The following is a 21,288-nucleotide window of genomic DNA, read 5'->3' as shown; positions in this document are numbered from 1 at the left end:
GATATTTTAACGATACTTTGATATAAATTTAAGAAAATGTAAAATAGCGCAAGCATATTAGCCGACTGTTGATGTTTAGAAAAAATTTTTATACTACCGACAAGCCAAAAGATGATAAAAAAATAAATTTTATAAACTAATAAAAATACTAGAAAGTGAAGCTTCAAGATAATAAAAGAGCCAAATAGAGTTTACATTAGAAATGCATTCTTTTAGCCCTTTGGATTTATAATTATAACTTTTGTTTTTTATAATTAACTATTTAATAAATTATAAAAACATATCTCTTCTTATTGCTTCTAAATACAAAACTATTGCATATATCAATATCCTCTTAATGTATTATTTATATTATCTAAATTTCTATTTAGTTTTTGCAATTGATTATTATACTGCCATTGTTGCATTCTTATATTATATTCTTCTTGTTGTTGTCGTTGTTGATTAAGCAAATTTTGATTTGAATAATTTAAAGAATTTATGCTTTGTTTCATTAGGGCATTACGCATATTCATATTGTTACTAGTATTTCGCATAGAAGCTAAAAAATTTTGATAAGCTATTTGATTTTCAATTTGTTGTTGTCGATACAAATATAACTCTTCTGCTGTCGCTGGTTGTAAAACAGTCTCATTTTGCTTTCCATTTGTTAAACAATATATATAATCAGGATTGCTATTATAGTATTGAAATCCATCAAGACAATTTGCTGGAAAATAATAATATTTTCCATTGTACTCTGCCTAATAATATCCAGTAGAAGCGCAACTGCCAAACACTAAACTTACAATTAAAATAGTAATATACTTTTTCAATTTTTCTCATTTATTTAATCAATAAAATCATCACATCATCGCTACAAAATACATATAATTCAATTCATAAATTTTATAACAAAAACTCTCTACATACTAAATTTGTACTTTACTTTTCTTATCATACTTAACTTATTTTCTTCATGGCTATTTATAATTGATTATATATTACCAGCTGATATAAATACCTTCTTTTTCTGCATTTTTAAAAAAGTTAAATATAAAAACTTCTGTTTTTCTTCTTGCTTCTTCTAGCGTGCAATACTCATAATACACCATAGCTTTTGCGACTATGGCAAACATAGCTTGGAATTTAAAATCATCAGAGCAACTATCTAACTTTGTATTTACTTCAAACAAAACAATAGCAGTCAAATCTTCAAATTCATATTCTGAAATATTAACAATATATCCAGCAGATTCTAAGCCATCTCTGAGATGGTCACATAATCTTTTATCATATTTCATATAATTTTTGAGCCTATTTATAGCATTATCATCGTTGCTTTTCATCATAAAAGCGCCTATAATAAATACCACAACCAAAGAAAGTCCATATGTTGGTATAGCTAAAAGCAATGCAATTATCCACAATAAAATCATAATTATTTCTCTTTGTTTTTATCTTCTTCTATAATTTTGTATCCAAATTTATTAATAAAAAATTTATATAGAAATTTTACTATAAAATATATTGGTAATATTATCAACAACATATATGGTATTATTCCGCGAAGTCCAGAAATGGAAAAAATAATTCCAAAAGTAAAAAACCAAACAATTAACCCTATAGCTAACGCCAAAATAAACGCAACAATTTTCATTAGAATAATCCTTTATTATCTTTTCTTAGTCCATATGATAAATATCTATTAACCTCATAATCTAAATGCTTTATAGCAAATTCCCAACCGCTTATATTTGCTACACTAATAATTTCAGCTAATATTTTTATTTTTTGATTATAAGAAATAGTTTCTTTTCTTTCTTTAGATGCTTTGTTGAATTTAGCAACAACTGCATTCCAAATTGAATTTAATTCTTCATCATTTAAAGTGTCAACAAAACCAACACTATTTCTTTTTAATATCGTTCTAACCGAATTAATTTCGTTTTTTAAATAATCACAACTATTATTTTTAGCACATTTCTTTTCAACTTTAGGCATCTTATCGTATAAAATTTTTATCAAACAAATACTTATAATAATTAAAAACATTATTAATAAAATATCTTCCATTGTTTACCCTTTTATAATTAAATTTATTTTTATCTCTATAGAAATGATTTCTTAAGATGATTGCAAATGTATTATAAGCAATTTAAACTTATAGAAAACTTTTCTATAGGAATAATTTATGCTAAATTTACCAGAAATTACAACAGAAGAAGAAAATAATGGTTTTTTTGATTTAGTTTCAAGCAATATTAAAAAAATAAGACAAGAAAAAGGTTTAAGCCAACTTGAAACCGCTCTTAGTATCGGGCAAGCTTCAAGTGGATTTTATGCGAATATGGAGAACAATGCTCACGGTAAACATTTCAATCTTCTTCATCTTTTCAAATTATCAAAGCTTTTTGAGTGTGATATAAATGAATTTTTTAAACAAAACACATAAATTTACATCAAATCTCTACAGATACCTTAAAAAATACTCCATCGTTTCTCGCTCGTTAAAAAGAGTTGTAGAAACGCCATGTCCTGGATAAAGAGTGAAATTTTCTTCTATTTTTAAAGCTTTTAAAAGGCTTTTTTTCATCTCAACTGCACTAGAAAACGGAAAGTCATATCTTCCTATTGAGCCGTTAAACAAAAAATCCCCGCTAAACATCACGCCACCGATTTCAAGCATACAGCATCCTGGAGTGTGACCAGCAAAGTGGTGAAATTTCACGCTAACCTCATCGCTTGCACCGAATTTAAACTCATCGCCATCACTTGCTAAAACATCAGCCTTGCAAGGAGTTGGCAAAAGCCCATGTTGCGTGCTGTTAAGCATAAAGTCATCATCTTTATGTATATAAACCTTAAGCCCATCAGCTTGCAAAAGCCCATCATCAAAAACATGATCATAGTGCGCGTGTGTGTTTAACACAGCTAGTATGTTTGAAGTGTTTTGCTTAATCCAACCATAACTTCCCTCACCAGGGTCGATTACAAGCTCGCCAGCATCGGTTTTTACGATATAGCAGTTTGTTACAACACTGCCAAAAGCTTTTTTTATAATTTCCATTTATGCTCCTAATCTTTTATTTTCTTTAAATTTAAATTTTAAAGCACGATTTTATTAAAATTATACTAGAATTATTATTTAAGTTTTATTTTAACATGGACTGATGATGAATTACGAAAAAACAAAAGAAGAATTAAAAAAATTTTTACGAAAAAACCTCGAAGAAACAGGCAAACAAAATTTTATAATCGGCATAAGTGGCGGACTTGACTCTGCGATAGTTTCTGCACTTTGCGCTGAAGTGTCTATAAAAAACACTTTTGGGTTGATTATGCCGACAAAAACGTCCAACAAAGATGGGCTAGATGATGCTATCAGGCATTGCGAAAATTTTGGTATAATACACAAATTAATCGATATAGAACCCATGTTATGGGCATATGAGAAAAATATCGGCATGTTAAGCAACTTAAGAAGAGGAAATTTAGCAGCTAGAATGAGAATGTGCGTTTTATACGACACATCATCTTATATGGAAGCTGTGGTTGTAGGGACTAGTAACTTAAGCGAGCGAATGCTTGGCTATGGGACTATTTATGGGGATTTAGCTTGCGCTTTTAACCCTATAGGAGAAATTTTTAAAAGCGAGTTGTTTGAGTTTGGCAAGTATTTAGGTATAGATGAAAAGATTTTAAAAAAGCCACCAAGCGCTGATTTGTGGGAGGGGCAAAGTGATGAAAAAGATCTTGGCTACACCTATAAAGAGCTTGATAAAGTTTTAAGAGATATTTATGATAAAGACTTGAGTTTTTCTAAGTTGAAAGAAAAGCATGACAAAGAGCTAGTTTCTGTAATAAAAAAACGAATGGTTCAAAACAGCTTCAAGTTAAAACTACCAAATATCGCAAATGTTAGAAAATACCTTAAGGAAAAGTAATGGAAAACATACCATTTTTTAGACCTCTAGTAGATGAAAGAGAGGCAAATTTAATCAATGAAGCCCTTTTTGATTCAAATATAAATATGATAAATAGCTTTGAAAAAGAGATTAAAAACTATTTTAATTCAGATTTTGGCATATCTACAAACAACGGCACTTCAGCTATGCACTTAGCACTTTGCGCTATGGATATAAAAAGAGCCGATAAGATAATATGCTCAGTAAATTCTTTCCCAAATGTAGCAGAAGTCATAAGACACTTCGATGCTGAGCCTATACCGGTGGATATAAATGAAGATGATTTTAATATAAATATTGATTCTTTTGAAGCAACTTTGAAAAAAAACAACCACAAAAAACTCAAAGCTGCATTTATAAGCCACGTTGGCGGACAAAGCGCAAATATGGATGAAATTTATGCCATCGCTAAAGAGTATAATATAAAAATAATCGATGATGCAAGCAGAGCAATGGGCGCTACATACAAAGGCGCAAAACTAGGCTCTATAAAGGACTCTTTTATCTCTTGCTTTCAAGTAAATCCTCAAATAGATGGCTTTATAGCAACTTCTGGGTTTTTCACAACTAACGATGAAGAGATAGCATCTCGCGCAAAACTTGTAAGAAACCACGCGCTTATCTCGAATAGTTCAAGCAAAGATGGAAATTTAAACTACATATATGATGTTTTAGAAATCGGACAAAAGTATGACTTAAGCCCACTTTGCGCGGCATTTTCTAGAGCGCAGTTTGCAAAAACAGAGCAGTTTATAAAAAGGCGAAAAGAGATAGCAGCGATTTATAACAAAGAGCTTAGCACCTGCCCTCACGTTACAACTCCAACAGCAAGTAATGAGCATATCTATACTCAATACATCATAAAAATAGATAAAAACAGAGATAACTTCGCAAGACAACTGAAAGAATTTGGCATAAATGTAGCGCTTCACTACATTCCAATCCATCTTTTAACCTACTATAAACAAAAGTATGGATTTAAGGTAAATGACTTTCCAACTTCGCTTCGAGTCTATCAGCAGGTACTATCACTGCCTATTTATGCGGATTTAAAAGATGAAGAAGTAAACTACATATGTGACAAAGTCAAATTTGTAGCTAAAAACAGTGTTTGAAAGAAAATTTCATGCTTGGATTGATAGATATTTCTATACTCCAAGCTTTTCACAAAAACTTCTAGCGCAAATTCTAGCGCCTCTTAGCATACTTTACGCGCTTGTTGTTACTGTAAAAAAGAGATTTTCTAAAGAGGTTGATTATAAAATCCCCATTATTTCAGTTGGAAATTTAACTCTTGGCGGAAGCGGCAAAACTCCTTTGACAAAAGCGATTTTTCTAAAATTTTCACCTAAATTTAAAACTTTTATCATACTTAGAGGATACAAACGAAACTCACGTGGTATGCATATAGTCGCACTTGATGGTAAAATTTTAGTAGATATTAAAACCAGTGGCGATGAGGCTATGGAGTATGCACTAGGCTTACAAAACGCAAATGTCATAGTAAGCGAAGATAGAGTCATAGCCATAAAAGAGGCAAAAAAACTAGGCGCAAAACTCATACTTCTTGATGATGGATTTTCTAAATTTAATATTAAAAAATTTAATATTTTGTTAGTACCAAAACCCAAACCAGCGATAAATTTAACCCTGCCAAGTGGAGCTTATAGATATCCGTTAAGTTTTTATAAATTTGGTGATTTTATCCCAAAACAAAGCGATATAAAAAAAACAAGCACTATAAAAAATCCAACCAAAAGAATGGTCTTAACAACTGCCATAGCTAAGCCAAACCGCCTTAAAGAGCACTTTTCAAGCTGTGTTGGAAAAGAGTTTTTTCCAGATCATTATGAGTTTAAAAAAGATGAGCTAGAAGAGATTTTAAAGCGCTATAACGCAACTTCTTTACTAGTTACAGCAAAAGACTACGTAAAAATCAAAGATTTTAACCTGCCATTATCTCTTATAAATTTAGAACTAGAGCTAAGCAGCGAGTTTGAAAAGAAAATTTCAAGCTTTATAAAGTAAAAAATGATAAAATAGTCAAATTTTATAAAAGGACTTTTTATATGGTTATTTTACAAGTTGATTTTGACTACAAGGGCGGATACGATGAAGATATGTTTAAAGAGTGTGAAAATTTAGCAAAATCAATAGCTTGTGAACCAGGCTTTATGTGGAAAATTTGGACGCAAAATAAAGAAAAAAACACCAGCGGCGGAATTTATGCTTTTGAGAGCAAAGATGATGCACAAAAATATATAAAAATGCATTTAAGCAGACTAGAAAAATCAGGTCTTGCTTCAAATTTTAGATATGAAATTTTTGAAACAAACGAAAAACTCAGCGCCATAACAAATTTCCCTCCAAAGAGTTAATATGCAAAAAAAGTCAAGAACCGCTGAAATAATCCTTTCAGCACTTCCATATATACGTAAATTTAGAGATAAAGTTTTTGTTATCAAATACGGTGGCGCGGCACAAACACAAGAGTCGCTAAAAAGTGATTTTGCTCGTGATATCGTGCTTTTACATATGGTTGGTATAAAAGTTATCGTCGTGCATGGTGGTGGCAAAAAAATCAACCAAACCCTACAAAACCTCAATATGCAAAGTGAGTTTATCGATGGACTTAGAGTCACCACAAAAGAGATGATAGAGGTCGTGGAGATGGTTTTATGCGGGCTTGTTAACAAAGAGATAAGCGGACTTTTAAACCAAAATGGCGCTCCAGCTGTTGGCATAAGTGGCAAAGATGGGGATTTACTAAAGGCTAAAAGTTTACAAGATGGCAAATACGGCTTTGTTGGCGAGATAACGCAAGTAAATACAAAACTTATCTATGACATTTTAGAAAGCGGTTATGTGCCAGTTATCGCACCGATTGCAAGCGATGAAAACTCGCAAAGCTACAACATCAACGCAGATTTGTGCGCAAGTAGCGTAGCAACAGCGTTAAAAGCAGATAAAATAATCTTCTTAACAGACATTGATGGCGTTTTAGATAAAGATGGAAATTTAATAAGCAAGCTTGATAAAAAACTTATAGATGAGCTAAAAGCCGATGGCACGATAAGTGGCGGTATGATTCCAAAACTTGATGCCTGTTTAGAGTGCATAGAAAATGGCGTAAAAAACACGCATATCATCAACGGTAAAATCCCTCACTCTATCTTGCTTGAGCTTTTCACAGATGATGGTATCGGAAGCATGGTAAGATAATGGTAGTTTTTTGCATAGTCGATGATAAAAAAATAGCTAAATTTATAGCAAAGTCATTAGTAGAAAAAAGCCTAGCCGCTTGCGTAAATATCATAAAAAACGTAGATAGTATCTACTTGTGGGATAGCAAAATTTGCAAAAGCAAAGAGTATCAACTTATGATAAAATCAACTAAGAAAAATTTCAAAGCCATTGAAAATGAGATTTTAAAGCTTCACCCATACGATACGCCAGAGATTTTTTCGCTTAAATTTGATAAAATAAATAAAAAATATAAAAAATGGATACAAAATAGCATAAACAAGGATAAAAAATGAAACTAGTAGGAACCAGAGATAAAAGCCAAAAAGTAACGCTAAGCGAGGCGCTTCTAAACCCAAGTGCAAATTTTGGCGGACTTTTTGCACCATTAAAACTACCTAAATTTGACAAAAATTTCTTCCACAAAGCAAAAGATTTTAGTTATGAAGAAGTTGCTATGGAGGTGATTAGGAGTTTTGATTTTGATGTTAAAGATGATATTTTTAAAAATGCTTTAAAAACATATGCTAAATTTGATGATAAAAAATGCCCACTTCATATAGAAAAATTAGATAAACACCTATATATCAACGAGCTATATCATGGTCCAACAAGAGCTTTTAAAGATATGGCGCTTCAACCTTTTGGTAGCATAATAGACGGATTAGCCAAAAAAGATGGCAAAAAATATCTTATAATGTGCGCTACTAGTGGCGATACTGGTCCTGCGACTTTAGAAGCCTTTAGTGGAAGCGAAAATGTAAAGGTGGTCTGTCTTTATCCAGATGATGGCACAAGCGAAGTTCAACGCCTTCAAATGGTAAATGCAAAAGCAAGCAACCTAAAAGTCATCGGTATCAAAGGCAACTTTGATGATGCTCAACGCGCGCTAAAATCGCTTTTAAGCGATAAAGAGTTTAAAGATGAGTTGGCAAAAAATGAGCTAAGTCTAAGTGCTGCAAACTCAGTAAATTTTGGTAGAATCCTTTTCCAAATCATCTATCACTTCTACGCTTACATCTGGCTACTTAAAAAAGGCGCGTTAAAAGATGATGAGAAATTCGATATCATCGTTCCTAGTGGGAATTTTGGCAATGCATTGGGCGCGTACTATGCTAAAAAAATGGGCGCAAAAATCGGCTCAATTAAAATCGCTTCAAACCAAAACAACGTCCTAACCGAACTCTTTAACTATGGCGTTTATGATATAAATGACAAAAGCTTAGTAAAGACTATGAGCCCTGCGATGGATATTTTAGTTAGCTCAAATGTCGAGCGACTGCTGTTTGATAAATTTGGCGATGTTAAGACAAGAGAACTAATGCTTGATTTAAGCAGAGCAAAATGCTATGAAATCAGCAAAATCAGAGGCTTTAAGGCAAAATACTGCACCGATGAAGAGTGCGCTAAATTTATAAAAAAACTAGCTAAAAATGGCAAGCTAATCGACCCGCACACCGCAACTTGCTTTAAATTTGCAAATACTAAAAAACCAACTATGATAACATCGACAGCACATTGGGTTAAATTTACTCCATCGATGATAAAAGCTATAAAAAATGAAAAAATTTATGATGAAAAAGCTCAAATGCTAGCCCTTGCAAACGAATTTAACGAAACCATACCAGATGAAATTTTATCTTTATTTGATGCTAAAGCTGTGCATACAAGCGTAGTTGGACAAGATAAAATCAAAGAAACTATAATAGAATGGATTAAAAAATGATTGTAATTCCAGCTCGTCTAGGCTCAACTAGATTTCCAAACAAAATTTTATGTGATATTTTCGGTCTTCCTATGTTTATAGCAAGTGCCGAAAATGCAGCAAAAGTCGATGATGTCTTAATCGCAGTCGATGATGAAAAAACTTTTAAAATAGCTAAAGAATACGGTTTTAAGGCGGTTATGACAAATCAAAACCATCAAAGTGGAACCGATAGAATCAACGAAGCGGTGCAAAATCACGGCTTAAAAGATGATGAGATTATTATAAATTTACAAGCTGATGAGCCGTTTTTTGAGTGCGAAAATTTGGCTAAATTTAAAGAGTTTGCAACCAAAGCTATACTTAAAAATGGCGCTTTTATGGCAAGCTGTTTTAAGCTAGTCGATAAAGATAGCGCACAAAATCCAAATTTAGTAAAAGTCGTGCTTGATGAGTGTTCAAACGCCCTTTACTTTTCACGCTCTCTTATCCCATATCCAAGGGAAAAATGCGAAACTTTTAGAGGTCATATAGGAATTTATGCTTATAGCGTGAAGACTTTGCGTGAGTTTTGCTCATATCAAACATCATATCTTGAAAACATAGAAAAGTTAGAGCAACTTAGAGCTCTAACAAATGGCAAAAAAATCGCCATGATGAAGATAAAAACCAAAAGTGTAGGCATAGATACTGCTGCTGATTTAGAAAAAGCACTAAATTTATTCAAAGATAGAAGTAAATTTTAGCCTATTTTGGGTTATTTACTAAAGTAGATTGCTTTAATTAGGCTTTGTAAAATCTGCTTTAAACTAGACAAAAGGAAGAAAATGAAAAATTTTAATATAAGATTTGCTCAAAAAAACGATACGGAAACGATACTAAATTTTATAAAACACCTAGCAAAATATGAGAATTTAGAAAGCGAAGTTGTCGCTACTAGAGCGCTTTTAGAAGAGTGGATTTTTGAGAAAGAAAAAGCCGAAGTCATACTTGCATATGATGGCGAGCAAGCCGTTGGATTTGCCCTATTTTTTCACAACTTTTCCACATTTTTAGGACGCGCTGGAATCTGGTTAGAAGATCTTTTTGTGCTTGAAGAGTATCGTGGAAAAGGCTATGGCAAGGCGCTTTTGAAATTTATAGCAAATTTAGCAATTGAGCGAAAGTGCGGTAGAGTCGAGTGGTCATGCCTAGACTGGAATCAACCAAGTATTGATTTTTACTTAAGTCTTGATGCAAAAGCGATGAACGAGTGGACGACTTACCGTTTAGATGGTGCAAATTTGGAAGAATTTTGCAACTATAATTGAGCAAAATCAAACTATTTTTTTACAATTTTAGCTAAATTTGCAAAAAGGCTAAAAATGACAGATGAAAAATTCATAGAACAAAATCAAACCGTGGTAAAGTTTATCCAACTTTACTGCGATGATAAACACAAAAACAAAGATAAAAAAGATGGAATTTTAAAGCTTTTTTATAATGGGAAAAATTTAACTTCTATGCCCTACTCGCTTTGTGATGAGTGCGAAAGTCTACTGTTATACGCAAACCAGCGCTTGCAAAACTGCCCGCACGAGATAAAACCAAAGTGTAGAAACTGCCCTAACCCATGTTATGAAAAAGCGCAATGGAAACAGATGGCAAAAATCATGCGAACAAGCGGTATGAAGCTTGGACTGATAAAGATAAAGAGATTTTTTGGGGCGCAAATTTAGTAAATTTTAAAAATGCATACAAATTTACTTATCTGCACTATTTTAATAAATATTTTAAACCGTAAAAATACTTTTAATTCAAAGCGTAAAATATATTTTCGTTGCTAAATTTGATAAATTTAACTTTAAGTATTTTTAAATTTCGTAGTTAAAAATACTGGATTTGAAATTTACTTGAACGACTTTTAAAAATTTAATAGCGATATATAAATCATTTAGTCGCTAATATATACTATACGAAATCTTATATATCAAAATTTTAAATCAAAAATTGCTTTGATGATTTTTGAGATCGAAACCTATATAAAAAGTTGATTTTGCGACTTGAGCGACTTGAGCGACTTGAGCGACTTGAGCGACTTGAGCGACTTGAGCGACTTGAGCGACTTGAGCGACTTGAGCGACTTGAGCGACTTGAGCGACTTGAGCGACTTGAGCGACTTGAGCGACTTGAGCGACTTGAGCGACTTGAGCGACTTGAGCGACTTTTAAAATTTTTTAGGTGGCAACTTATATAACGAAAAAATAGTTGGTTTAGCGCTTTGGAAATTTAATGTAAAATATTCTCGTTTTTCACCCTAGTTAAAATTTCATACTCCATAAATGTAAAAATTATTAAGTAGCAAAATACTGCTTGCACGATTTACCGAAGATAGTTTTAGCCTCTAAAACAGTCTAAAACTATCTATTTTAATAATAATTTTGTATATTTATGATAGATTTTATTATTAAAATTAGCAAATTCACAAACAAAACGCATATTTTCGTGTAAATTTTTATCGTTTTTATGTATTAAGCAAAGATATTTTATATAAATTTGGTAGATAAATTTTTGATTTTAAGTTTATAAATGTTATAAATATATATTTTATTATCGGCTATTTTTAATGTTTTAAATAAAATTTGATTATTTTAAATTTGATTTAACTATATTTTAGTTAAAAGTTAGTCGCAAAATATTTTTACAACTAACTTTTTGTAAGTAAACTTTTTTTGGTAGCTGGTAAGAGTTTTTTTATAAGAGTTTTGTAGAAATTTTTATACTTATCGCTTCTTTTGGCTCTTTTCATAGAAGTAAACATCTCTTCTAGCTCGATTTTTTCTTTAAGCGTTAGTTTCTGCATGACCTCTCCTTTCCATTAATCTTTTAATTTTTCCCAAAACAAAAGTAGCATCTTCTTCTTCAAGTTCGCAAAGCATTTGAAAGACAGCTAGCGCGGCTTGTGGTTTGCTAGTCCCTAGTCTCCAATCTTGGTATGTTCTCATCGAAACCCCAAGTTTTTTAGCCATATTTGCTTGCGAAATTTTCTTACCCATGTTTTTGGACTCTACAGCATTGTGTAGAATGTTAAAAATATCACTTGTTTCTACCATGTACATATTATACAAGAAAATTTGTGAAATACACATAAAAATGTTTAAAATACACGAAATTTTCCTATTTTATAAGTAAAAATGTATATTTACTCCAAAAAACTTCTTTAATTATACAGAATAATTCATAAAACAAACATTAAAAGTTATAAAATTTCATACTATTATACGTGAAAATTTACATAATCTTTTCTGTAAAATAATACATAAAATTCCATTAAACTTCCTTTAAATCGCCAAGCAAAAACTTTTTATCTAAATTTGTCTATATTTTAAATTTGCACGTAAAAAAGGTTTTTGAAATTTCAACACCAAAAAAATCTTACAAACCAATTTAAAATTTCACTTTGTAAATTTTGTATTTAAAAAATATAAGTTTTAAAATTTCGCGCCGAGTATCGAGAGTATCTTATAAAAATTTATAAATTTTTTACATTTAGCCCAGATAAAAGCTCTTTACACCTTTAGTCTAAGTGACTAAATTAAATTATATTAAAAAATTTATATAAAATACTTGACATTACTACACTCAATATTGTATAATTCATCTAGCAATTTAAAATAAAGAGTGCTAAGAATATGAAGATAAATAAAAGAGATTTAATACTTGATTATATTATAGAAGCATATTTGAACGAAAACAGCCCTATCGGTTCAAGTGAACTTGGCGATAGGATGGATGGTTTGATGCCGGCTTCTACTATAAGAGTGTATTTTAAAAAACTAAGCGATGAGGGCGCTATAAAACAAATTCATATAAGCAGTGGTAGAATTCCTACTATTGCAACCATGAATGAATACTGGCGAAATAAGCTTGATTTTAAAGATAAAATTTCTATTTCAAGTGAAGAAACTCTTGCTAAAATTGCTAGAAAATTTAAAATTTATTGTATGATTTTTACATCAGAAGATGAAGTTTTAAAAGAGATTATAAACCACAACGATAAGTTTATAATACTTTGCTTTGATAATGAAGAGCTTGTGATTAAATTTAACTCAAAAATCTTTAAATTTTTATCAAATTTAGTAGGCATAGAGTTAAGAAATTTAGAAAGAATTTCTATGCAAGTCGGACTTAGCGAACTTAGAGCAAAGATTAAAGAGCTAAAAAACTCAAAAATTCAGTTTTTGGCTAACGAGATTATAGCTTATCAAATTTATAATGATGAGCGATTTAAAATCCTTTTAGATCCAAGCATAACAACAAAATTTGATAAAAACATAGTCTATGCTCCACTTTTTGAGCCAGGTTTTATGGGGATAAAACGAAATATAACCTATAAAAAAAGCGAAGCAACTATGTTTTGTGCAGGAAGTGTGTATGAAGACTACGAGAAATTTTTTAATACCATAATGGAGGCAGCATGAATAAAGATAACAAAAGTATAGAAAATGAAGAAAATGAAATTTTAAGCGAAGAAAATGAGCTTGAAATCGAAGATAAAAGAGATGAAGAGATTAAAAAACTTCAAGATGAACTTAGCGCGATAACGGATAAATTTTACCGTGCTAATGCAGAGTTTGAAAACATCAAAAAACGCATGGAAAAAGAAAAAGAGCAATCAGTTGCCTACGCGAGTGAGAAATTTGCAAAAGATATGCTTCCGATAATCGATGCGCTTGAAGAAGCCGCTAAAATCGATGTTGAGGGAAATGAACTAGCAGATAAGATAGAAAGTGGCGTTAGACAGTGCATAGATATAATGCTTAGAGCATTTGAAAAGTATGGCATAACGCAAATACCAACCGATGGGCAGTTTAACCCAGAAGTTCACAACGCTATAAGCGTTATTAAACAAGATGGAATCGAAAGTGGCGATATAGTTCAAGTTTATCAAAAAGGTTATATGTATAAAGATAGAGTGCTTAGAGCCTCTATGGTAGTTGTAGCAAAATAGCTAAATTTAGAAAATAAAATTTAATAAAGGATAGAAAATGTCAAAAGTTATAGGAATTGACTTAGGAACAACAAACTCAGCGGTTGCTGTGTTTGAAAGAGGCGAGGGAAAAATCATCCCTAACAAAGAGGGTAAAAACACAACTCCTTCAGTTGTAGCATTTACCGATAAAGGCGAGGTTTTAGTAGGCGATAGTGCAAAAAGACAAGCTGTTACAAACCCATCAAAAACCATATATTCAATCAAAAGAATTATGGGTTTGATGATGAACGAAGAAAACGCTAAAGAGGCACAAAAAAGACTTCCTTATAAGATAGTTGATAGAAATGGTGCAGCAGCGGTTGATATCGAAGGCAAAATTTACACACCACAAGAGATTTCAGCAAAAGTTTTAATGAAACTTAAAGAAGACGCTGAAGCATATCTTGGCGAGAGCGTAGTTGATGCTGTTATCACTGTTCCAGCGTATTTTAACGACAGTCAAAGAAAAGCCACAAAAGAGGCTGGCGCGATAGCTGGACTAAATGTGCTTCGTATCATAAACGAACCAACAGCAGCAGCTTTAGCTTATGGGCTAGATAAAAAAGCAGCTGAGAAAATCGTAGTTTATGACTTAGGTGGTGGTACATTTGATGTTACTGTGCTTGAAACTGGCGATAATGTAGTTGAGGTTCTTTCAACTGGTGGCGATGCGTTTTTAGGTGGCGATGACTTTGATAACAAGTTGATTGATTGGCTTTTAACTGAGTTTAAAAGCGAGAGTGGAGTTGATTTAAGAAACGATGTTATGGCTATGCAACGTCTTAAAGAAGCAGCTGAAAATGCTAAAAAAGAGTTAAGCTCAGCGATGGAAACAACTATAAATTTACCATTTATCACAGCTGATGCAACAGGTCCAAAACACCTTACAAAGACAATTACAAGAGCTAAATTTGAAAGCATGATAGATGGTTTGGTTGAAGAGACAATCACTACTTTAAAACAAGTTATGAAAGATGCAGGAGTTACAAACTCAGACATTCAAGAAGTAGTTATGGTAGGCGGTTCAACTCGTGTTCCACTGGTTCAAGAAGAGGTTAAAAAGGCATTTGGTAAAGAGCTAAATAAATCTGTAAACCCAGATGAAGTTGTAGCGATTGGAGCTTCGATTCAAGGTGCGGTTATAAAAGGCGATGTAAAAGATGTGCTTTTACTAGATGTAACTCCACTTAGCCTTGGAATCGAGACTTTAGGTGGCGTGATGACTAAGATAATCGAAAAGGGAACTACAATCCCAACTAAGAAATCTCAAGTATTTTCAACAGCTGAAGACAACCAAAGTGCCGTTACTATCAACGTCTTACAAGGTGAGAGAGAGTTTGCAAGAGATAATAAAACTTTAGGAAACTTTAACCTTGAGGGCATTATGCCAGCACCTCGTGGTGTGCCACAAATCGAGGTTGAGTTTGATATCGATGCGAATGGAATTTTAACAGTTTCAGCTAAAGATAAAGCAACTGGCAAAGCAACTGATATCAGAATCACTGGTTCAAGCGGATTAAGCGAGTCTGAAATAGATAAGATGGTAAGAGACGCTGAAGCCCACAAAGAAGAGGATAAAAAACGAAAAGAAGGCGTTGAAGCGAGAAATCAAGCCGATGGCGTTGCTCATCAAACAGAAAAAACACTAAAAGAGATGGGCGAGAAAATTCCAAGCGAGCAAAGAGCGAACATCGAAGCTGCGCTAAATGACTTAAAAGCTGTGTTAAAAGATGAAAATGCTACAAAAGAGCAAATAGATCAAAAAGTAGCAGCTCTAAGCAAAGTTGCTGAAGAGATGTATAAAGCAGCTAGCACAAAAGAGCAAAATGCCGGTGCAAGTGGCACAGACTCTAAGAAAAAAGATGATGATGTTATAGACGCTGAGGTTGAGTAAGGGTTAAATAGGCACTAAACTCAAATTTAGCTAGTTATAAATTTAGGCGTTGTAGGGAAACTTGCAACGCCTTTTTAAATTTAATTTTTTACTTTATAAAAAATTTAAAGCGATTTTTACGCTAGTTTTGACATGAAAGTTCAAGCTAAATTATGCGTTTTAAAATTTGTCATTGCCTTATTATCACCTTTAGCAAACTCCATTCCAGCTTGCAAGCCTATTTCGCCAAGTATTACCGTATTGAAAACTAAATTTACAACTTTAGGCGCGATATCTTCTTTTAATTTTTATTATAAAATATTTCATTATTAATAAAATTAATAAATAAAAAGCCTATTCAAATATGCATTTTTAAAAATCAGACTCAAAAACTTTTTTGCTGCTTGGCTAGTGTCTATAATCATACTTTAAAAAGTAGCTTTAATCGGTAGTTTTATCTGCTTAACAACGCTATATCCATCTACATTTTGATTTTAGATAGCTACTTTTTGACTTAAAAGATTTTGATAATTTTTGGTTTTGATGGTCTAAAAGATAGAGCATATAGCGTTATTTTCATCTTTTAAGTAAAGCCGATAAATACATTTTTATATATAAATTTTTTAATTCAAACTCGCGAAGTCGCATTTCTAACATTTTTTTGAGATATTTTTAAAAGCAGTGGTTGGCTAACTGTGCTCGCAACATAGAGAAAACAACTATAAAAAAGAGTAAGCCTAAAACCAAACTTATATCTTTAAAATACTTTTCAAAGATTTGCATATTTCTAATCTATTTTAGCTAAATAAACCTGATTAAGATAAATTTTTATACTATTTTTCTTGAATTATAAATTAATTTTACATTTTATATAAATTTAAAGCTCTAAATTTACCTAGCAAGATACTAAATTTAGAGCTTTTTTTGTAGATATTAAAATTTAAATATTTACTTTTAAAATTAATTATTTTTTATAAATATAATCTATATTATTATCTATATTTACGTTTTGATCTAGCGAAGAGTTTAAACTTTGCATCTCTTCTTTGGCAGTTTTTACTATATTTTTATCAATTTTAAATTTAGATTTGTCAGCCTTATCTTTATAATCAACCTTAGAAAGTATGCTTTTTATCGTATTTATACGCGCTTTTTTCTTATCATTTGAGTCGATGATAATCCATGGATTTATATTTGTATCAGTTTGTAGCAGCATATGATACTGCGCGATTGAGTATTGATCCCAAAGCTCTTGGGCTTTTTGATCTACTGGCGAAATTTTATAGCTTTTTAGCGGGTTTTCTCTTCGTTCTGAGAATCTTCTAGCTTGCGTTTCTTTATTTATAGAGAGAAAAAATTTAAATATAATTATGTCCGAGCGAGATAAAAGCATCTCAAAGCTAGGAACTTCTTGTAAAAAGTGGATATGCTGCTCTTTTGTACAAAAGCCCATAACAGGCTCAACCATCGCTCTGTTATACCACGATCTATCAAATATCGTTATCTCTCCGCCACTTGGAAGGTGTGCTGCATATCTTTGAAAATACCACTGAGTAGTCTCAACATCACTTGGCTTAGAAAGTGCTACTACGCGACATCCACGTGGGTTTAAATGCTCTGTCATACGCTTGATAGTTCCACCCTTTCCAGCTGCGTCTCTGCCCTCCATGATGATTAAAACTTTTAAGCCTTTTTCTTTGACATAGTATTGAAACTTTAAAAGCTCGATTTGAAGCGCTTCAAGCTCCTTTTCATAACTGCTTTTTTTAGACATACATCCTCCTAGTTATAAAGTAGTGACATTATACTATCAAAAAGAGAAAAGCTTGATAAATTTAAGCATTTAAATATTTCATTTAGCTTTTAGGAATACAATAAGCGAAAATTTTTTAAGGACTAAATTTGTTTAAATTCTTACTCGCACTAACTTTCGTTTTAAATTTACTTCACGCAGACCCCGTAGAATCATCAAAAGCTTTCAAAGTAGAGCAAAGCTCTAATGGCGATGGTGTATCTTTTAAATTTGATTTAGATGATAGTGTTTATCTTTATAAAGATCAATTTAAGGCTAAATTAAACGGCAAAGATATAACAAATATATTAAATTTACCAGAGTCAAAAGAGTATAAAACAAGGCGTATTATCGATAAAGATTTTACGCTTTTTGTCCCGATGGGCTTGGTTTTAAGTGGTGGAAGTGTTGATAAATTTAGCTTAAATTTAGAGTATTTAGGGTGTGCTTATGATGGATTTTGTTATAACCCACAAAATTTCATATATGATTTCACAAAACAACTCGATGGCAAATACTTAGTTTCCAAAACTGATAAATCAGCACAAAGTGCCGCAAACTACAGCGAAAAAAGCGAGCAAAAAGTTAGCGATAGTAACAGTTTATCGCAACAAGATAGCATTAAAAACTATATGCAAAACAAAGGGCTTTTTGCTATCTTAATCACGTTTTTTGGATATGGACTTTTGCTTGCTCTTACGCCTTGCGTGTTTCCGATGATACCGATACTTTCATCGATAATCGTAGCGAAAACTGGCGAAAATAGTAGTGTAAAAAGTAGCTTTTTTATAAGTTTAGTTTATGTTATTTCAATGTCATTAGCTTACGCGATAGCTGGAGTTGCTGCTAGTATGCTTGGAGCAAGTGTTCAAGGAATGCTTCAAATTCCATGGGTTATACTCGCATTTAGCGTAGTTTTTGTGGCTTTAGCTTTTAATATGTTTGGATTTTACGAGCTTCAAATACCACAAAGCCTGCAAAGTATGGTGAGCAAAAAGAGTGAAAAACAAGGCGGGCTTTTAGGTGTTGCGATAATGGGCTTTTTATCAGCCTTGATAGTTGGACCATGCGTAGCAGCGCCTTTAGCTGGGGCTTTGCTCTATATCGCTCAAACTGGTGATGCCTTGCTTGGGGGATTAGCGCTTTTTGTGATGAGCTTTGCTATGGGAATTCCACTTCTTATCATAGGACTTGGCAGCAAAAAACTGCTTCCAAAACCTGGTTTTTGGATGGAAGAGGTAAAGAAAATCTTTGGTTTTATCATGCTTTTTATGGCGGTTTGGATGGCTTCAAGGGTTATGGGTGAAAATTTAGCTATGCTTTTATACGGCATGGTTGGCGTGTTTTTTGCGTCATTTTTTGGACTGTTTGAAAGTGTTGAAAGCGGAAATGGTGGTTTTGCTAAATTTAAAAAAGGATTTAGCATAATTGTTTTAACTTACTCGCTTTTGCTTATCGTTGGCTTTAGTCTAGGAGCTACAAATCCTTTAAAACCGATTGGAAATTTTGGCTTAAATTCAACTATTTCAAACTCAAATTTAGTATCATCTAAGCCAAAATTTAGATACATAAAAAACCTAAACGAGCTTGATGAGTTTATAAAAACAGCGAAAAAACCAGTCATGATAGACTTTTGGGCGACTTGGTGCGTAGTGTGTAAAGAGCTTGATGTAACGCTTGAAAACAAAGAAGTAGAGGCTGCTTTGAGTGAGTTTGAGCTAGTTAAAATCGATGTAACAAAAAACAGCGAAGACGATAAGGCACTTATGAAACGGTTTAATGTCTTTGGACCTCCGGCGTTGATATTTTTTAAAGATTCAAAAGAGATAAAAGATGAGCAAAGTGTTGGATTTTTAGATGTTAAAGAGATGATAGAAAAGCTTGAAAGAGTAAAAAATTTCTAAATTTAAAACTTTTTTAAAAATTTATTTGATAGAATTCGCTCTTTAGTTTAGGCTAAAGAGTTTTATCTTTTTGATACTTGATGCCCTGTAGTTTAGTGGTAGAACTGCTGACTCTGGATCAGCTAACCAAGGTTCGAATCCTTGTAGGGCATCCACTCGCTAAAATTTACAAATTAAGAACATAAAAGCTGTTAAAATTTGAAAGCACAAAACTAAAAGAGAAAAATAGGTATTTTAAATAACTAATGATTAAATTTGCATACAAATTTACACAAGTCATCAAAAATACTTAGAAAAAATCCATAGCTTTTATAGCTATATTCTAGCAACGTTGCGAAGCGACAGAAAAATTATCAAGCAATGTGTGTAAATCAAGTGACACAGAAAGTATCTTATCGCTGGTTGAGCGAATTTTCATATTTGGATTTAATATGACATATAAAAAGCCAAAGAAGATAAAATTAAAAAATTAGAGGTGGGTTTATAGCTAAGTTGACAAGAACCATAAAGAGCTTCTTAAATATACAGAAAAAACTTACATAACATATCATAAGACTATAAAACCATGCAAATGGCTAGTTTGAGGTTTTAGACAAATATATATGATATCTTAAAAATAGCAAATAGAGTTGCAAAGAAAACAAAAAAAGAATAAAAACGGATTGTGCGTATGCTAAAATAGCATGTAGAAATTTCGTTCAAAAAGACTGCGCGGATAAAATATAGTTAATAACTATAAATTTGGCATAAAATTTAAAACAAAGCAGAAAAGAAGTTTGAAACCATGCCCAAACAGTTAATTAAAGATGGGTTAAAAATATCTTTAATTAATGATAAAAATGCAAATGTGGAAAAATTTGCATTTTAGTTGGTCTTAAAACTAGGTTTTGTTTGATAAATTTAAAATGTTGCGTATCGACTTAGAAAATACATAATAACTGCTGCTTCAAATCAAATAAAAGTTGAAAAACCGAAAAATAGCGATAAGCATTTATTTTGCCAACATTTTATAATTTTTACTAAGCTTCCTTTAAATTATTTTTATATTTTTGTATCAAATTTAGTACTTTTATAACCGCAACCAAACACGCAAAAATCAAAACGCTATAGTGCCAAAGTTGTGGAATTTTAGGATATAAAAAGTAGTGAAGTGCGGCGCAGATTAAAAGTGGATAAAAAAGCAAACCTACCTTTCTAAACCAGCTAAATTTTAAGGAAGATACCGCTAAAATCGCCATTAAGACCAATCCTATAAAGCCACTTAGTGCGAAATTTTGAGATAAAATATCGCTATAAACTTTGGCTAAATTTAGCCCCTTGTCTAAGATAACAAAGGTTAAAAAGTGCAAAAATGCATAAAAAAAGCCAAAAAAGCCAAGCAGTTTCGAGTATTTTCTAACATTTATAAAATTTAAAATCACAATCAATCCAAGCGAGCAAAGCACGCTGTATCCACTAACGCTGTAAATAAAGCTAAGTGGGTCTGCTTGAGTGCTAAATTTAGCTAAAATATAGCCAAGTGGGGCTAAAAAAATTACTGCGTAGATTATAAATTTTACTATTTTCATTTAATTCCTTTTTATTTTAAAATTTAGTGTTCGTTTGGCTGATTTGGCTTGTTTTGTTATAAATTTAGCTAAACTAGCTCTAGTGTATCGATAAAAATTTGGCTTAGCTTCTTATCTTTTATAATTAGTATAAAACATAATTAAGCTTATTTATATAATAATTTTATATCGTACTACCAGCACAAACAGACATATTTGATAAGATAAATTTATATAATCAAATTTATCAAAGCCAAAATTTTATA

Annotated in this window: 25 protein-coding genes and 1 tRNA gene; 17 read left to right on the top strand and 9 right to left on the bottom strand. The window is 32.0% G+C overall.

Features of this window, described 5'->3' with window-relative positions; all coding sequences use genetic code 11:
• Positions 1–323: 323 nt before the first annotated feature.
• The 4 genes from CGEO_RS03820 to CGEO_RS03805 all read right to left on the bottom strand — a co-directional run bounded on the left by CGEO_RS03820 (position 324) and on the right by CGEO_RS03805 (position 2,055).
• Positions 324–593: a hypothetical protein gene (locus CGEO_RS03820; protein ID WP_075493330.1), complete on the bottom strand. Its 270-nt coding sequence runs from the start codon at positions 591–593 to the stop codon at positions 324–326.
• Positions 594–983: 390 nt separating this feature from the next.
• A complete protein-coding gene (locus CGEO_RS03815) occupies positions 984–1,418 on the bottom strand; it encodes a hypothetical protein (protein WP_075493331.1) in 435 nt (144 codons plus the stop codon).
• A 2-nt stretch (positions 1,419–1,420) separates the two neighbouring features.
• Positions 1,421–1,639 carry a hypothetical protein gene (locus CGEO_RS03810; RefSeq protein WP_075493332.1) on the bottom strand — a complete coding sequence of 73 codons (219 nt, stop codon included), beginning with the start codon at positions 1,637–1,639 and terminating at the stop codon, positions 1,421–1,423.
• On the bottom strand, positions 1,639–2,055 hold the full coding sequence (locus tag CGEO_RS03805) for a hypothetical protein (RefSeq protein ID WP_075493333.1): 417 nt from the start codon (positions 2,053–2,055) through the stop codon (positions 1,639–1,641). Before CGEO_RS03805 ends, CGEO_RS03810 begins: the two co-directional genes overlap by 1 nt.
• A gap of 118 nt (positions 2,056–2,173) precedes the next feature.
• On the opposite strand from CGEO_RS03805, the gene CGEO_RS03800 reads away from it, so the two are divergent.
• Positions 2,174–2,434: a helix-turn-helix transcriptional regulator gene (locus tag CGEO_RS03800; protein ID WP_075493334.1), complete on the top strand. Its 261-nt coding sequence runs from the start codon at positions 2,174–2,176 to the stop codon at positions 2,432–2,434.
• A 15-nt stretch (positions 2,435–2,449) separates the two neighbouring features.
• Here CGEO_RS03800 and CGEO_RS03795 read toward each other — a convergent pair whose 3' ends face one another.
• A complete protein-coding gene (locus tag CGEO_RS03795; protein WP_075540122.1) occupies positions 2,450–3,049 on the bottom strand; it encodes an MBL fold metallo-hydrolase in 600 nt (199 codons plus the stop codon).
• Positions 3,050–3,155: 106 nt separating this feature from the next.
• Between CGEO_RS03795 and CGEO_RS03790 the strand changes: the two genes are divergently transcribed.
• The 11 genes from CGEO_RS03790 (at position 3,156) to CGEO_RS03740 (ending at position 11,131) form a co-directional block, all read left to right on the top strand.
• Complete coding sequence (locus tag CGEO_RS03790) at positions 3,156–3,926, top strand: NAD+ synthase (RefSeq protein WP_075493336.1); 771 nt, start codon at positions 3,156–3,158, stop codon at positions 3,924–3,926.
• Positions 3,926–5,062 carry a DegT/DnrJ/EryC1/StrS family aminotransferase gene (locus CGEO_RS03785; RefSeq protein WP_075493337.1) on the top strand — a complete coding sequence of 379 codons (1,137 nt, stop codon included), beginning with the start codon at positions 3,926–3,928 and terminating at the stop codon, positions 5,060–5,062. The genes CGEO_RS03790 and CGEO_RS03785 overlap by 1 nt, the downstream gene beginning before the upstream one ends.
• Positions 5,055–5,975 carry a tetraacyldisaccharide 4'-kinase gene (locus tag CGEO_RS03780; RefSeq protein WP_172658072.1) on the top strand — a complete coding sequence of 307 codons (921 nt, stop codon included), beginning with the start codon at positions 5,055–5,057 and terminating at the stop codon, positions 5,973–5,975. Before CGEO_RS03785 ends, CGEO_RS03780 begins: the two co-directional genes overlap by 8 nt.
• Before the next feature lie 41 nt (positions 5,976–6,016).
• Positions 6,017–6,325 (top strand): monooxygenase, encoded by a 309-nt coding sequence (locus CGEO_RS03775; protein ID WP_075493339.1) that lies wholly within the window; start codon positions 6,017–6,019, stop codon positions 6,323–6,325.
• A gap of 1 nt (position 6,326) precedes the next feature.
• A complete protein-coding gene (gene argB, locus CGEO_RS03770) occupies positions 6,327–7,169 on the top strand; it encodes an acetylglutamate kinase (RefSeq protein ID WP_172658071.1) in 843 nt (280 codons plus the stop codon).
• Entirely contained in the window at positions 7,169–7,486 is a 318-nt protein-coding gene (gene cutA, locus CGEO_RS10350; RefSeq protein WP_075540121.1) for a divalent-cation tolerance protein CutA, read from the top strand. The genes argB and cutA overlap by 1 nt, the downstream gene beginning before the upstream one ends.
• Positions 7,483–8,916: a threonine synthase gene (gene thrC / locus CGEO_RS03760; protein ID WP_075540120.1), complete on the top strand. Its 1,434-nt coding sequence runs from the start codon at positions 7,483–7,485 to the stop codon at positions 8,914–8,916. The genes cutA and thrC overlap by 4 nt, the downstream gene beginning before the upstream one ends.
• A complete protein-coding gene (gene kdsB / locus CGEO_RS03755) occupies positions 8,913–9,641 on the top strand; it encodes a 3-deoxy-manno-octulosonate cytidylyltransferase (RefSeq protein ID WP_075493343.1) in 729 nt (242 codons plus the stop codon). Before thrC ends, kdsB begins: the two co-directional genes overlap by 4 nt.
• Before the next feature lie 81 nt (positions 9,642–9,722).
• Positions 9,723–10,205: a GNAT family N-acetyltransferase gene (locus CGEO_RS03750; protein ID WP_075493344.1), complete on the top strand. Its 483-nt coding sequence runs from the start codon at positions 9,723–9,725 to the stop codon at positions 10,203–10,205.
• A 54-nt stretch (positions 10,206–10,259) separates the two neighbouring features.
• Positions 10,260–10,613, top strand: coding sequence for a nitrous oxide-stimulated promoter family protein (locus CGEO_RS03745; RefSeq protein WP_075540119.1), 354 nt, complete (start codon positions 10,260–10,262; stop codon positions 10,611–10,613).
• Positions 10,614–10,930: 317 nt separating this feature from the next.
• A complete protein-coding gene (locus CGEO_RS03740; protein WP_172658070.1) occupies positions 10,931–11,131 on the top strand; it encodes a hypothetical protein in 201 nt (66 codons plus the stop codon).
• A gap of 450 nt (positions 11,132–11,581) precedes the next feature.
• On the opposite strand, the gene CGEO_RS03735 is transcribed toward CGEO_RS03740, so the two are convergent.
• Positions 11,582–11,737: a hypothetical protein gene (locus tag CGEO_RS03735; RefSeq protein WP_165590157.1), complete on the bottom strand. Its 156-nt coding sequence runs from the start codon at positions 11,735–11,737 to the stop codon at positions 11,582–11,584.
• Positions 11,718–11,987, bottom strand: a complete 270-nt coding sequence (locus CGEO_RS03730; protein ID WP_165590156.1) for a helix-turn-helix transcriptional regulator — start codon at positions 11,985–11,987, stop codon at positions 11,718–11,720. Before CGEO_RS03730 ends, CGEO_RS03735 begins: the two co-directional genes overlap by 20 nt.
• Before the next feature lie 579 nt (positions 11,988–12,566).
• Here CGEO_RS03730 and CGEO_RS03725 point away from each other — a divergent pair.
• The 3 genes from CGEO_RS03725 to dnaK are packed head-to-tail and all read left to right on the top strand — an operon-like array spanning position 12,567 to position 15,800.
• On the top strand, positions 12,567–13,355 hold the full coding sequence (locus tag CGEO_RS03725) for an HrcA family transcriptional regulator (protein WP_075493346.1): 789 nt from the start codon (positions 12,567–12,569) through the stop codon (positions 13,353–13,355).
• Positions 13,352–13,885, top strand: coding sequence for a nucleotide exchange factor GrpE (grpE, locus tag CGEO_RS03720; protein WP_075493347.1), 534 nt, complete (start codon positions 13,352–13,354; stop codon positions 13,883–13,885). Before CGEO_RS03725 ends, grpE begins: the two co-directional genes overlap by 4 nt.
• 37 nt (positions 13,886–13,922) lie before the next feature.
• The gene (gene dnaK, locus CGEO_RS03715) at positions 13,923–15,800 is read left to right on the top strand and encodes a molecular chaperone DnaK (protein WP_075540118.1); all 1,878 of its coding nucleotides are present in this window, start codon (positions 13,923–13,925) and stop codon (positions 15,798–15,800) included.
• Positions 15,801–16,743: 943 nt separating this feature from the next.
• On the opposite strand, the gene ppk2 is transcribed toward dnaK, so the two are convergent.
• Complete coding sequence (gene ppk2, locus CGEO_RS03710; RefSeq protein WP_075493349.1) at positions 16,744–17,553, bottom strand: polyphosphate kinase 2; 810 nt, start codon at positions 17,551–17,553, stop codon at positions 16,744–16,746.
• Positions 17,554–17,681: 128 nt separating this feature from the next.
• Here ppk2 and dsbD point away from each other — a divergent pair, with 128 nt between their 5' ends.
• Both dsbD and CGEO_RS03700 read left to right on the top strand, forming a co-directional pair.
• The gene (dsbD, locus tag CGEO_RS03705) at positions 17,682–19,475 is read left to right on the top strand and encodes a protein-disulfide reductase DsbD (protein WP_075540117.1); all 1,794 of its coding nucleotides are present in this window, start codon (positions 17,682–17,684) and stop codon (positions 19,473–19,475) included.
• A gap of 81 nt (positions 19,476–19,556) precedes the next feature.
• Positions 19,557–19,630 (top strand) — tRNA-Gln (locus CGEO_RS03700).
• Between the two features lie 864 nt (positions 19,631–20,494).
• Here the strand turns inward: CGEO_RS03700 and CGEO_RS03695 are convergent.
• The gene (locus tag CGEO_RS03695; RefSeq protein WP_075540116.1) at positions 20,495–21,043 is read right to left on the bottom strand and encodes a ferric reductase-like transmembrane domain-containing protein; all 549 of its coding nucleotides are present in this window, start codon (positions 21,041–21,043) and stop codon (positions 20,495–20,497) included.
• Between the last annotated feature and the right edge of the window lie 245 nt (positions 21,044–21,288).

The organism is Campylobacter geochelonis (assembly GCF_013201685.1).
Taxonomy (GTDB): Bacteria; Campylobacterota; Campylobacteria; order Campylobacterales; family Campylobacteraceae; genus Campylobacter_B; species Campylobacter_B geochelonis.
Note: the sequence above shows the minus strand (reverse complement) of the source record. Positions and strands in the feature narration are given on the sequence as shown.